The sequence below is a fragment of the Nitrospirota bacterium genome (genome assembly GCA_040754395.1).
In the GTDB taxonomy this organism is placed as follows: domain Bacteria; phylum Nitrospirota; class Thermodesulfovibrionia; order Thermodesulfovibrionales; family SM23-35; genus JBFMCL01.
Window position 1 is genome coordinate 46,856 of the sequence record JBFMCL010000006.1, and the last position, 13,082, is coordinate 59,937.

At 48.8% G+C, this 13,082-nt stretch carries 12 protein-coding genes; 10 read left to right on the top strand and 2 right to left on the bottom strand.

What is annotated here, in order from left to right:
• Positions 1–110: 110 nt before the first annotated feature.
• The gene (locus AB1552_04395) at positions 111–1,853 is read left to right on the top strand and encodes an adenosylcobalamin-dependent ribonucleoside-diphosphate reductase (protein MEW6053017.1); all 1,743 of its coding nucleotides are present in this window, start codon (positions 111–113) and stop codon (positions 1,851–1,853) included.
• Between the two features lie 12 nt (positions 1,854–1,865).
• Here AB1552_04395 and AB1552_04400 read toward each other — a convergent pair whose 3' ends face one another.
• Positions 1,866–2,312: an arsenate reductase ArsC gene (locus AB1552_04400; protein MEW6053018.1), complete on the bottom strand. Its 447-nt coding sequence runs from the start codon at positions 2,310–2,312 to the stop codon at positions 1,866–1,868.
• A 75-nt stretch (positions 2,313–2,387) separates the two neighbouring features.
• Positions 2,388–3,869 (bottom strand): hypothetical protein, encoded by a 1,482-nt coding sequence (locus tag AB1552_04405; GenBank protein ID MEW6053019.1) that lies wholly within the window; start codon positions 3,867–3,869, stop codon positions 2,388–2,390.
• 244 nt (positions 3,870–4,113) lie between these two features.
• On the opposite strand from AB1552_04405, the gene AB1552_04410 reads away from it, so the two are divergent.
• The 9 genes from AB1552_04410 (at position 4,114) to AB1552_04450 (ending at position 13,077) form a co-directional block, all read left to right on the top strand.
• Complete coding sequence (locus tag AB1552_04410) at positions 4,114–4,335, top strand: NifU family protein (GenBank protein ID MEW6053020.1); 222 nt, start codon at positions 4,114–4,116, stop codon at positions 4,333–4,335.
• Positions 4,336–4,366: 31 nt separating this feature from the next.
• Positions 4,367–5,560, top strand: coding sequence for an N-acetylmuramoyl-L-alanine amidase (locus AB1552_04415; GenBank protein ID MEW6053021.1), 1,194 nt, complete (start codon positions 4,367–4,369; stop codon positions 5,558–5,560).
• 3 nt (positions 5,561–5,563) lie between these two features.
• Positions 5,564–6,181, top strand: coding sequence for an energy-coupling factor transporter transmembrane component T (locus AB1552_04420; protein MEW6053022.1), 618 nt, complete (start codon positions 5,564–5,566; stop codon positions 6,179–6,181).
• Positions 6,165–7,793, top strand: coding sequence for a D-aminoacylase (locus tag AB1552_04425; GenBank protein ID MEW6053023.1), 1,629 nt, complete (start codon positions 6,165–6,167; stop codon positions 7,791–7,793). The genes AB1552_04420 and AB1552_04425 overlap by 17 nt, the downstream gene beginning before the upstream one ends.
• A 14-nt stretch (positions 7,794–7,807) precedes the next feature.
• Positions 7,808–8,482, top strand: coding sequence for a gamma-glutamyl-gamma-aminobutyrate hydrolase family protein (locus AB1552_04430; GenBank protein MEW6053024.1), 675 nt, complete (start codon positions 7,808–7,810; stop codon positions 8,480–8,482).
• A gap of 69 nt (positions 8,483–8,551) precedes the next feature.
• Positions 8,552–9,673: a hypothetical protein gene (locus AB1552_04435; protein ID MEW6053025.1), complete on the top strand. Its 1,122-nt coding sequence runs from the start codon at positions 8,552–8,554 to the stop codon at positions 9,671–9,673.
• 66 nt (positions 9,674–9,739) lie between these two features.
• Positions 9,740–11,356, top strand: a complete 1,617-nt coding sequence (locus AB1552_04440) for an ABC transporter substrate-binding protein (GenBank protein MEW6053026.1) — start codon at positions 9,740–9,742, stop codon at positions 11,354–11,356.
• A 10-nt stretch (positions 11,357–11,366) separates the two neighbouring features.
• Positions 11,367–12,284, top strand: coding sequence for an ABC transporter permease (locus AB1552_04445; protein MEW6053027.1), 918 nt, complete (start codon positions 11,367–11,369; stop codon positions 12,282–12,284).
• A complete protein-coding gene (locus AB1552_04450) occupies positions 12,268–13,077 on the top strand; it encodes an ABC transporter permease (GenBank protein MEW6053028.1) in 810 nt (269 codons plus the stop codon). The genes AB1552_04445 and AB1552_04450 overlap by 17 nt, the downstream gene beginning before the upstream one ends.
• Positions 13,078–13,082 lie beyond the last annotated feature (5 nt).

Here is a 13,082-nt window from a genome sequence, read left to right on the forward strand (position 1 = left end):
TTCCACAATACAGATGAGATGCAGTATCATCTGCTATCCCACGCTTCATGAATAATCCGGGTTAGCCATACCGGGAATCACTTCAAATCCTTTTTTGTTATAATTTGTGCATGGAACTCTCTGAAAATGCTCTGAGGGTTCTCAGAGCACGGTATCTCCTCAGAAATGAAAAGGGAGATATCGTTGAAACTCCTGAAGGGATGTTCATGAGGGTTGCATCGGCCGTTGCTTCCGCTGAGAGCCAGTTCGACGAAATCAGGGAAGAATGGCAGGAGAAGTTTTATTCCCTCATGGCAGAGCTCAGGTTCCTTCCCAATTCCCCTGCACTCATGAATGCAGGGAAAGATATAGGACAGCTGGCTGCATGTTTTGTGCTGCCGGTTGACGACTCGATGAAGGGGATTTTCGATTCACTCAAGGATGCCGCGTTGATACTTCAGAGCGGCGGTGGCACCGGATTCTCGTTTTCAAGGCTCAGACCAAAGGATGATGTTGTCCGTTCAACAGGTGGGTTCGCGAGCGGACCGGTATCCTTCATGAAGATTTACAACATGGCAACTGATGTGATAAAGCAGGGCGGGGCGAGAAGAGGGGCGAATATGGGCATTCTCCGCGTTGACCATCCTGATATCATTGAATTTATCAGAATCAAGAGAACTGAACGGGAAATGACGAATTTCAACATATCCGTTGCGGTGACTGATTCGTTCATGAAAGCCCTCAGAAATAATGTTGAATATGCGCTCGTCAATCCGAGAAGCAGGAATCAGGCGGGCAGGATGAGGGCGCGAACCGTGTTTAAGGAAATAGTCCAAAGCGCATGGGAAACCGGCGATCCCGGGATTGTGTTCATTGACAGAATAAACAGGGCCAATCCGACTCCCCATATCGGTGAGATGGAGACGACAAACCCCTGCGGCGAACAGCCCCTTCTGCCCTATGAAGCATGTGTACTCGGGTCTCTTGACCTCGTGAAATATGTCAGCATGACGATATTCGATTCTCCACGGTCCCAAATGCAACCGGTCAACAGACGGATCGACTTCGGGATGCTCGCTGAAGACATCACGACCGCTGTAAGGTTTCTTGATGATGCAATAGAGGTAAACCGGTATCCGGTTCCTGAGATCGAGAGGATGCATAAAGGCAACCGGAAGATCGGTCTCGGTGTCATGGGCTGGGCTGATATGCTGATACTCCTCGGAATACCCTATAACCACAAAAGCGCGTTCGCCCTTGCGAAAAATCTGATGAGATTCATCAGAGACACATCGAGAAAGGCGTCAGTAATGCTTGCGGAACAACGGGGGGTATTTCCCAACTTCAGCGGGTCGGTCTATGACGCCCCATCAATGCCCCGTGTGAGAAATGCGACGTTGACAACTATCGCGCCGACAGGAACGCTCTCTCTCATTGCCGACTGCTCGAGCGGCATAGAGCCGCTTTTTGCCCTTGCATTCAGGAGGCGCATCCTGGACACGGAACTCAGTGAAGTGAACAGGCATTTCTTTGCGGTTGCGCGGAAACGCAAATTCTTCAGTGAAGCCCTGAGGAAAAAGGTCATGCGCAGGGGAGACCTGCGTGGTGTGAGGGCTGTGCCGGAAGATATCAGGAGGTTGTTCATGACGGCACATGAAATACCTCCGGAGGACCACATCAGGATGCAGGCCTGTTTCCAGAAATATACCGACAATGCGGTATCGAAGACGATCAATATGCCGTACCGGTCAAAAAAAGAGGATGTTGCGAAGGCGTTTCTGCTGGCTTACGAAATCGGGTGCAAGGGGATTACGGTCTTTCGGTACGGAACTGCAAGAAAAGGAACGATGGTAAGGTGGGAAGATGCTGATTGACCGTTTTGCATGTTATACAGCGGAATCCGAAGATTGCGTTTCTGACCCGGCGATTTCCCGGATCAGCCACGCTACCTGAGCCTTGATCTCATCCCTAGCGCGCCTGAAGTCCTTCATTATCTGTTTTTCAGTTCCTATTGTTCCGACAGGGTCTCTGATAGGCCAGAAAAGACGTTTCACTCCCAACGGTGCCCGGGGACAGAATTTTTCCACGTTGCTGCAGAGGATGATCACGAGGTCCATGGGGACAAAAAGGTCTGCATCTATTGTTTTTGATTTCTGTCCCGAAATATCAATGCCGAGTTCCTTCATAACCGTGATTGCCCTTGGGTGAACCCCTGCGGCCATGAGACCGGCGCTGTGGACTTCGACGATACCCTTGCCGAATTCCCTGGCAAATCCTTCGGCCATCTGGCTTCTGCAGGAATTTGCAGTGCACAGAAAAAGAATTTTTTTCATCAGTTGCATTCCTCTACAATTATCCGTAAGGTTTGGTCATTGAGCAAGGCTGTTCCGTACGTATTCATTTCATGCTCATGAGTAACGCAGTTTCTTTGTCACAAACGCTATTATGAAAGAGACCACAAGCGCTCCGGACAGTATCAGAAAAGAAATGAACGCGTTGCTCAGTACCGCAGGATTGAACAGGAGAACCCCGCCAAGCCCTATCATCATCGTCCCGGATATGAGTTTCATGAGTCTCCCCTGCCATTCGGTAAGCTGTTTTTTCCCGAGGGTGATGGTGAAAATAATGACAATTACCGATAAAGGAATGACATATATAAGGTTGTAGAGTATAAGATATCCGTAATACGAAAAAGTATCAAGATTGTTCAGTGTCAGAATTCGCGTAAACACCATGGGAAATCCGGCAGTGCACAGGAGTTCGTATGAATTTGCGGCGATTGCAAGGACGACCGTTCCGATAAACATCGAAATGAATGAAGTTGATTTCATAAGCCTGCGCATGCGGTCGAAGAGTTTGGGTTTTGCGCTGTCAGGGATGTTGAGTGATACCCCCTTCCTGAAAAAGAAAAAGTCCTTAATGTTGATGACGGCAATCACCACAGCAATCGAACCGGCAATCCTGGTGATGATCTCGACCTGTCCCATAAACAGGAAGAGGTTGAGCCAGGCTGCCATGAAAACAAAGTATACGAACCCGGAAAAAAAGACGAAGATGCTCCCGATGAAAAACATTTTTTTCCGTGACTGCGCGTGGATGAGCAGACCGAGAAGGGAGAGCAGGACGAAGAATGCGCACGGATTGAAGCTGTCAAGTCCTGCTATCACGAGTGTGATTGCCGGAAGAGACATCCTCGATGCATCAAGATTTCCTATCCATGGGACATGGACTGTCCTGTTCTTTTCCGTGCATTCGAGATGTTCGGCGCCTTCAGATGGCTCTTTCGGCTTATGCATGTTTCTGGCTGCCTCAATCGAGAGTTTGCCGGAGAGAATTTGTCCGGGATCCGCACATTCATGGGAAATGCACGTCTGAAAAGCCTCGGTCATTTTTACCCTTAAGTCTGACGAAAAGCCGATAAACGCATTTTCACTGATAAACGTGACAGGGACACCGGAGGCCTTCATTTTGTAAGCCGCCGCCATAGCGCGCAGGAGTTCGGCGTTATGCTCATCATACCAGACTTCATAGTCCATGACTTTCATGCCGGGGTACTGCTTTTTCATCTCGCTGAGGAAAACCTTTTCTTCTTCACAATGGGGGCATCCTCTTCCCCAGAAGAAATATACGGTGAACTGATGGGGGTGGTTTCCGGCTGCAGGGCTTTCTGCAGCCGGTGCCCCGGCTTTTTGACGCGTTTCCGGGGGCTGAGAGCGTTCCGGGCTTTTCTCTTCAGTGGGAGTCAGGAGCTCCGCACATGCATTTGTCTGTTCCGCCTCCTGTTCACAGACGCCGTTCTGCGGAATAAGATCGATTGCATGCGAGGATCCTGCTATGCAGAGAAACGCAAGGAATATGGCGAAAAAAAGCACAGAACGCAGGAGCGTCATCAGGGCAGCATCTCGATGCAATGATATTGGTACGTCAAGTTAATGTTTTTCATGGATAATTTATTACTATATCCTAAAAGCACATCGTGATTAAATATATTTTTGCCGGAGTGGCTTCATGCAAAAAAAGACGTATCGGAAAATAGGGAAAAGGAGTTGTTTTCCGGATGTGAAGAAATATTGATAAAAAGCTTGAATAAAACATTGTATTGTTCTATTATTAAAGAAAATTATTGGGGGATATATGCTAAAGGAAAAGGTGGAAAATGTTCTTGAAAAGGTAAGAATGGGGCTCAAGAGAGATGGTGGCGACATCGAGCTCGTTGAAATAAAGGACTCTGTCGTGTATGTAAGGCTGAAGGGCGCATGCGGTTCATGTCCGATGTCGACCCTTACTCTGAAGAATTGGGTAGAGGCAAACCTGAAAAAAGAGATACCAGAGATAAGCGCGGTACGGGCGGTATAATTTCAGGAAGAAGGGGTTTGGAGAACAGGGATTGTTTTTAAACCTCGGATCGGTCAGCCAAAAGATGTCCCGGTATGCAGTTATGCTGCTGCTGATGCTGATTCTCGTCCCTCCTTTTGCGGCTGCTTCAGATATCGTACACGTAAAAGACATCCGTTACTGGTCATCACCTGATTACACGCGGGTGGTGATTGACCTCTCAGGTCCTGTTGATTTTTCACAGAACAGTCTTTCAAATCCTGACAGGATATATTTTGACCTCACACATGCGTCAATCCCAAGGGATATCAAAACTACCTTTCCGGTGGGAGACGGCATACTGAAGTCAATCAGGGCAAGCCAGTACAATGAAAAAACGGTCAGGGTTGTACTCGACATTGAAACGCTGTCCGATTCCAGGTCATTCGTTATTGAGAATCCTGCGCGGCTTGTTGTCGATCTGTATGGAAAACAAAAACCTGTTGAAAAACAGGACATACGTTCTGCCAGAAGGCGAATCGTTATCGATCCGGGTCACGGAGGCCATGACCCCGGAGCCGTAGGCCCCAAAAAACTCTATGAAAAAGATGTCGTGCTCGATATAGCCCTGAAACTGAAGGAAATACTCATGAAAGATCCCCTGAATGAGGTGTTTCTTACGAGGGAAAAAGACATTTACATCCCTCTTGAAGAGAGGACAGTCATTGCGAACAGGAAGAATGCGGACTTGTTTGTTTCCATCCATGCCAATGCAAGTCCGAAAAGCACCGCAAAAGGGATCGAAACATATCTGCTCAACTGGACTGATGATGAGGAGGCAATGCGGGTTGCAGCGCGGGAGAATGCGATATCCCTGAAAAGAATGAAAGCGATGCAGCGGCAGATGGACGTCGTCGAGATCATCAAGAGCGACCTTATGAGGGAGAACAAAAGGGATGAATCCATTAGGCTGGCAAATTACATTCAGAAGTCTCTGGTGACAAACCTTGGTACCCGTTATCAGCATGTCGTGGACCTTGGCGTCAAGCAGGCGCTTTTTTATGTCCTTTTCGGTGCAAAAATGCCCTCGGTTCTTGTGGAGGTTTCCTTTATCAGCAACCCGCAGGAGGAATTTCTCCTCTCGAAGGATTCTTACCGTTCCGATATCGCGCGGGCAATAGCGGATGGTCTCGGCACATATGTCACCTCTGCTCCGGTTATTCAGAAGATGGCAGACACGAGAGAGAACAGACGGTTTTACAGGTAGATTTTGCTCCCTGAAATCAAGATCCTTGCGTATATCACGTTCAGCATTTCCCTTTTTTTTATCCACAGCCTCGCCCTGTTTGCGGGCATTGCGTTCGGAATACTGGTACTGTTCATGAGAATACCGTTCAGGCGCCTCACACAGGGGTGGGTACCGATTCTGTTGTTCCTGTCATTCACATTCATCGGAAATATGCTGTTTCAGCAGGGAAAAATCGTGGCGCTTGCGGGCCCTTTTGTAATCACAGAAGAAGGCCTAAGGGTTGCTGCAGAAAGGACAATGAGGGTTTTTTTGCTGATTGCAGGCGCGAAACTCCTGACAGCGTCGACAGATACGGAGACGCTTCTGAATGCAATGGCGCGGCTGTTGCGCCCTCTTGAACGTTTCAGGATACCTGTAAGCGAATTTTTTTCCACAATGGGGATGACGATGAGATTTCTTCCGGAGCTGAAAGAGCAGATCGTCTCCGGTTACAGGCAAGAAATGCAGGGCAGGAAGGTTAAGGGGTTCCGTGAACGTGTGAGACTTCTCTCATCGTTTCTGGTTCCGCTTTTCGTGAAGAACATGCAGGCTCCTGAAAGATTTCCCGAAAAAAAGGAAAAGAATGAAAAAATCTCCTGAAATTCTCATACAGGGAGGAATGGTATGTGATGGGACCGGCTCGGAGCCTTTTGAGGCAGATATCGGGATATCAGGAGAAAGGATCATTCTTATTGATAGATCCGGCCGCAGGAAAAAGAAAGCGTCAGGTGCTTCCGTTCGTGTGGTAGAAGCACGGGATATGACGGTTACGCCGGGTTTCATCGATACCCATGCACACTCGGAATTTACCCTGCTGGCGGACCCCCGCGCCGAGGGAAAAATATGCCAGGGCATTACCACCGAAATAAACGGGAATTGCGGACTTTCCGCTGCCCCGATGTCAGGCGAAGCCCTGAAGCAGAGGGAAGAAGATCTCAGGGGGTATGATATCAGGGAGCGATGGGGGACATTCGGGGAATATTTCGGCCTGCTCGAGAAGAGAAACATCTCAATGAACTATGCAACCCTTGTCGGCCATGGAAATATCCGGGCGTGTGTCGCAGGTTACAGTAAACGAAGCCTCGAACGGGCTGAAAAGCAGAGGATAAGGGCGCTCCTGAGGAAATCGCTGGATGAAGGCGCAATCGGTCTCTCTACCGGCCTCATTTATCCTCCCGGTGTGTATTCGGAAACGGAGGAACTGGTTGATCTTGCCAAATGCTGCAAGGCGCTTATATACACTTCCCACATGAGGAGTGAGAGCGACAGGCTTCTTGAATCGATAGAAGAACTTATAGGAATTGCCAGAGAGGCAGGGATCAGGGGCCACGTCTCACATATCAAAACAAGCGGACAGAAGAACTGGCACAAGATTGACAGCGCGCTCTCAATGATTGAAAACGCGCAACAGGAAGGAATACGTCTTACGTGCGACAGGTATCCCTATACAGCCGCCTCTACTGACCTTGACACCGTTCTGCCGTCATGGGTGTACGAAGGAGGTGCGGACAAAGAGATAAGGCAGCTGAAAAAGGCTGAGGTCAGGAGCAGGATTCGGAGTGAAATACTGAAGGAGCATGGTGGAACAGGATACTGGGAGACCATCTGCATTGCGACTGTCGCACAGGAAAGAAACCGCTGGATGGAGGGGAAAACCCTTGCGTACATCGCAGAGCGAAAAAAGGCTCATCCTGTTGATGTCCTCATGCACCTGCTGATCGAAGAAAAACTCAGAGTCAGTGCGATTTTCTTGTCGATGAATGAACAGAATCTGAGAAGATTTCTCTCGCTGCCGTACTGCATGATAGGGACTGACAGTTCAGCCCGCTCTGCGGGCGGGGTAACCAGGATCGGCAAGCCTCATCCAAGGGGATTTGGAAGCTTCCCGAGGTTTATCGGAGAGTATGTCCGGGAGCATTCTGTCGCGACTCTGAGTGGGGCGGTGCAAAGAATAACCGCGCTTCCTGCGAATACCTTCGGGATTTTTCAGAGGGGAGTACTGAGGGAAGGCGCATTTGCGGATATTGTCATATTTGATTATAAACAGATAAAGGACCGTGCGACATTTGACAAACCTTATCTGAAACCGGAGGGGATTCATTATGTCTTCGTCAACGGCGTCCCTGCTGTTTGGGAGGGAAGGTTGACAGGCAGAAGGGGAGGAAGGGTGCTCAGGCATGGAGGACATAAGGCAACCGAAAGGAAACACTGAGAGAAGACGGAGAAATGCACAGACCTGTTATCGGAATCACTACAGACATTGAAGAACAGCAGGTACAACTGAACCTGACATACTGCGGCGCGGTCACCGCGGCGGGTGGCATTCCTGTGTTGATACCCGCGGCTGGTGACCCAAGGGATTATGCTGACAGAATCCAGGGTCTTATGATCCCCGGAGGGAAGGATCTTGACCCTGCCTACTATGGTGAAAAAGCGCTGCCGGAAGTGAATCTGGTCTCAAGAATACGGAGCGATTATGAAATTGCTCTTTTAGGGGAAATGACGGGACTCTGCAAACCCGTCATGGGGATATGTTACGGCATGCAGCTTATCAATGTTTTTTTCAACGGATCGCTCTATCAGGATATCGGTGTCCAGCTTCGGGTAGCAATTAATCATAAAAAGGATTATCATACAGTAGTGATAACAGAAAACAGATTTCTGAGGAAAGGCACGTTTTCTGTGAACAGTACCCATCACCAGGCCATCAGGCATCTTGGGGAAAGTCTTGCCGTCTTCGCACAATCGGAAGATGAGATAATTGAAGGTTTTTACAAGGAAGATTATGCTTTTCTTGTCGGTGTGCAGTGGCATCCCGAACGGATGCCGGACGATGAGCTTTCCGTCGCGCTGTTTCATGCGTTCATTAAGGCATCCGGTGCTTTCCGGCAGGTTTCATGATTGGACCATTGGTCCTGGCTCTTTTTGTTTCGGTATTTGAACTGTTTAGACACACGGAAGGAGGAGAAAATGCTTAACAGAGAGGAACTGAAGGACATTGCAAAAATGCGTGGAGACGGGGCGTTTTTTGTGAGTGTGTTTCTGAATGTCAATCCCATGACAAGTGTCAAGAACAACTTTGAGATACATCTCAAGAGCATGATAAAGAAGACATCAGGGGAGCTGGATAAAGCGGTTCTGAAAAAAGTAAGCAGTGATTTTGAGAAGATCGAGTCATATGTGCTGACCAATAAAAGGATGTTCAAAAAAGGAATTGCCATCATCTGTTCACAGGAGAAGGAATTCTGGAAGGAGTATCATCTCTCTGTGCCTCTGAAAAATGATCTCATTGTTGACAATACCCCGTATATCAAGCCTCTCATAGGGGTTCTTGACAACTATCAGCGTTACGCAATAATGCTCGTCGGAAAGGATCTGGCACGGCTTTTCCTCGTTCATCTTGGTGAGATCGAGGAGTATTCAGAGGTGCATTCTGAGGATGTTCCCGGAAAACACAAGAAAGGCGGATGGTTCGCGCTTGCGGAAAAAAGCTATGAAAGGCATATTGATTACCATGTCGGCCTTCATCTGAAGGATGTTGTCAGGAAACTTGACGCATTCCTTTCGGGAGAATATGTGGGACGCCTGATTATCGGGGGATCAGAAGAAGCTGTGGTGAGAGTAAAGGATATGCTCCCCCAGACCGTCGCGGATAAAGTTATAGGGACGTTTCAGGCGGAGATGATCGCGAACAATAACGGAGTGCTCGAAAAAGTACAGCCGATTCTCCGGGCATTTGAGGAAAAAGAAGATACAGATACCGTAAGCGATCTGCTGACGAGGTCGATGAAAAAGGAAAATGCTGTCATTGGCATAGAAGACGTGCTGAATGCCTTGCAGGAAGGCCGCGTCATGAAGCTTGTCTTTTTAAAGGATTTCAAGAGGTCGGGTCTTTCGTGCAGGAAATGCGGATATCTTACCGTGCAGAATATCACACAATGCCCTTACTGCAAGGGAGACATAAAGAAAGTGAAGTACATCGTGGATCTCATCGCGCAGAAGGCAGTGGAACAGGGCGCGCTTATTAAAGTCCTCTCAGAAAATGTGCAACTGAAAGAAGCAGGGAACATCGGTTCTCTTCTGAGGTTCTGAGAGGGGAGTTCCCTGTTTATCTGAACACTGTCAGGATATGACCTTCTCAGTTTTGACCGCTATTTCATGAGCAGGAAGTACCCGAAGATCGGTCCCGGCAGCATATACAGGCTGACCGGTTGTCTGATAGTGGTATTTTCCCTCCTTGCGTGTTCACCGCAGAACAGGATCGAGGGGTATGTATACTACAGACTGAATACCAATCCCACGACACTCGATCCGGCATTCATCGTTGACGTAACCGGAGGCGCTATTTCTGCAAAGCTGTTCAATGGACTTGTCAGAATCGATGATGACCTCAGTATCAGGCCTGACATTGCGGAACGATGGGATGTGTCGAAAGACGGGCTCACCTACACCTTCCATCTCAGGAAGGGGGTATCATTTTCACACGGACGCCAAGTCAGGGCGGACGATTTCAAGTACTCCTTCGAACGGATACTGAATCCGGAAAAGCCGACACCAAATACATGGGTACTTGAGAGGATTCTTGGTGCCGGTGAGTTCATGAAAGGGAATGCCCGTGACGTCATCGGCATAAGGGTGCTGGATGATTTTACCCTCGAAATATGTCTTCGCACGCCGTTTTCTCCGTTTCTCAGCCTCCTTACCATGACAGCTGCATATGTTGTCCCCCGCGAGATAATCGAGCAGAAGGGGTATGATTTTTCAGGCCACCCGGTCGGAACAGGGCCGTTTGTCATAGACGAATGGATGCCGAACAGGGAAATCAGGCTGATAAAGCGGGACGATTATTTCGACATGCCTGCAAAGGTTTCAGGGATACTTTACCGGATTGTTCCCGAGGACCTGACCGCGGTGACAGAGTTTGATCTTGGCAATATCGACGTCCTCAGCATCCCTGCTTCCGAGTATGCAAGATACAGAAATGATCCCTCAAAACAGGACCTTATCTCTCACATGCGTGGATTGAATACTTATTATGTCGGTCTTAACTGTGCGAAACCTCCTTTTGACAACCCCGTTCTCAGAAAAGCGGTGGCGCATGCAATTGACAGACGGAAAATACTGAATTCCATTTATGAAGGCCGCGGAAGACTGGCGTCAGGGCCACTGCCTGATGATCTGAGAGCCTGGGATATTTCGTATCCCTATGAATATAATCCGCAGAGGGCCAGAGAATTGATTCAGAAAGAGGGAGCGATTGGCCGCGGGATAAAATTCTATGTGACCGCAGACCAGGAAATAGTCGATATCGCAGAGGTCATTCAGTCCTATATCGGGGCAGCTGGTCTGAATGTCACGATCACGCAGCTCGAGTGGAGTGCATACAAGGAAGCGGTCAATAAGGGAGATCCGGATATCTTCTATCTGAGCTGGTGGGCTGATTATCCGGACCCCGAAAACTTTCTTTTCCCGTTATTCCATTCCTCCAATCACGGACCAGCCGGGAACAGGACAAGGTATACCAATACGGCTGTCGACTCTCTGATAGAGCGGGGACAGCATACAAGAGATACAAGGAAGAGAAATCTTTATTACCGAAGGGCGGAAGAAATGATTGTTGCTGATGCGCCATGGGTATGTCTGTGGCACAGAAACGATTATACGATCAGGCAGCCATGGATAGCGCACTACCGAATTTACCCTGTGTACAGCATGGACAAAGGGACAGAACTTGCGGCCATACCCCGCAGCGTGAAAAGGGAGGCGAGGAATTAGGAATTACCTGATAAAAAAAATCATTCTTCTTATCCCTCTGCTTTTCGGTATTACGCTTCTCACCTTTACACTCACAAAGGCGTTGCCCGGTGACCCTGTCCTGAGCATGGTAGGGGAGAGGGCACATCCGGAGACCATAGAGAAGATAAGGCGGGAACTCGGTGCAGACAGGAATATCCTCGAACAATATACGGGATATGTAACGCTCCTGTTACGCGGAGAGTTCGGCCGTTCGTATTATACAAACAGGGAAGTCTTTGAAGATATCCTCATGAAGTTTCCGAATACCCTGAAACTGGCACTGGTCGCAATGATGATTGCGGTTCCTGGAGGATTACTGATGGGTTTCATTGCCGCGGTCAAAAGAGGCAGTGTTGCCGACAGGGTCATATCCTCGCTTTCAGTCGCGGGATTGAGCATACCCGTATTCTGGAGCGGACTTATGATAATGCTGTTCTTCAGCCTGAAAATGAATCTGTTCCCGCCATCGGGGACAGGAGATATACGGTTTCTCGTACTGCCTGCCATTACCCTGTCGCTGCCTGCTGTCGGAGCATTATCAAGGATTACGAGAACCACCGTAATCGACGTGATGGCCATGCCCTGTATCACCACAGCGAGGGCAAAGGGCGTGAGTAATGTCCGGATACATATCGTCCATATATTGAAAAATGCGTTTATACCTGTAGTGACCGTCATAGGTCTCGATTTCGCGAGCTATCTGAACGGAGCTGTCCTGACAGAGACGATTTTCGGATGGGATGGCATAGGAAGATTTACCATGGAAGGAATAATCAGGAGGGACTACCCGGTGATTATGGGGTGTGTGATTACCGGTACGGTATTTTTTGTGCTCATCAATATGACAGTCGATATCATGTATCATTACCTTGACCCGAGGATAAGGCTGGATGAAAAAGGCAGGTAAGATTTCCTCAGGGATACTTCTGATGATTTTTGTGCTGTCGATATCAGCTCCTTTTATCGCAGTCCATGACCCTGACACAATCGATCTCGACAGTCTCAGGGAATCCCCGAGCCTCGAGCATCCGTTTGGCACGGACAGCAAGGGAAGGGATATTTTGTCGAGGATACTTTACGGAGGAAGGATATCAATGAGCATCGCATTTGCCGCTGCGAGTATTTCAATGGCAATCGGTCTCCTTGTCGGGCTGATATCGGGATATCTGGGCGGCAGGACCGACACCATTCTGATGGCCTTTGTGGATCTCATACTGTCTTTCCCTTCGCTCCTTCTTGCGATAGGAATATCAGTCATTTTCCCCTCGGGAATCTACACGGTGATGATTGCAATAGCGGCAGTGGGGTGGGCATCCTTTGCGAGAGTTGTAAGGGGACACATCCTTTCACTCAGGGAATCCAGTTTCGTGGAAGCCGCGGTTTCTGCAGGGTGCAGCAGGATAAGAGTAATGTTCGTGCATCTCATGCCACAGTGCATTCCCCTGATAATCGTGATGATGGGGATGAAGATAGGAGGGTATATCATTACAGAGGCATCACTGAGTTTTCTGGGGCTGGGTGCGCAGCCTCCCGCAGCAACGTGGGGATCAATGATCAACGCCAACCGGGCTTATATCACGTCAGCGCCATGGATGGTGTTTGCCCCGGGATTCATGATAGCGATCACTGCGCTGTGTTTCAATATCCTGAGCGATACACTGAGAGACGCGTATGGACTGGACCTGAGACAGAAACAATGAGAGGA

What these genes read in the sequence shown, in the direction of transcription:
- AB1552_04440 (MEW6053026.1), top strand. Translation starts at nt 9,740, where the DNA reads ATGAGCAGGAAGTACCCGAAGATCGGTCCCGGCAGCATATACAGGCTG.
- AB1552_04430 (MEW6053024.1), top strand. Translation starts at nt 7,808, where the DNA reads ATGCACAGACCTGTTATCGGAATCACTACAGACATTGAAGAACAGCAG.
- AB1552_04405 (MEW6053019.1), bottom strand. Translation starts at nt 3,869, where the DNA reads ATGACGCTCCTGCGTTCTGTGCTTTTTTTCGCCATATTCCTTGCGTTT.
- AB1552_04425 (MEW6053023.1), top strand. Translation starts at nt 6,165, where the DNA reads ATGAAAAAATCTCCTGAAATTCTCATACAGGGAGGAATGGTATGTGAT.
- AB1552_04395 (MEW6053017.1), top strand. Translation starts at nt 111, where the DNA reads ATGGAACTCTCTGAAAATGCTCTGAGGGTTCTCAGAGCACGGTATCTC.
- AB1552_04410 (MEW6053020.1), top strand. Translation starts at nt 4,114, where the DNA reads ATGCTAAAGGAAAAGGTGGAAAATGTTCTTGAAAAGGTAAGAATGGGG.
- AB1552_04435 (MEW6053025.1), top strand. Translation starts at nt 8,552, where the DNA reads ATGCTTAACAGAGAGGAACTGAAGGACATTGCAAAAATGCGTGGAGAC.
- AB1552_04400 (MEW6053018.1), bottom strand. Translation starts at nt 2,312, where the DNA reads ATGAAAAAAATTCTTTTTCTGTGCACTGCAAATTCCTGCAGAAGCCAG.
- AB1552_04450 (MEW6053028.1), top strand. Translation starts at nt 12,268, where the DNA reads ATGAAAAAGGCAGGTAAGATTTCCTCAGGGATACTTCTGATGATTTTT.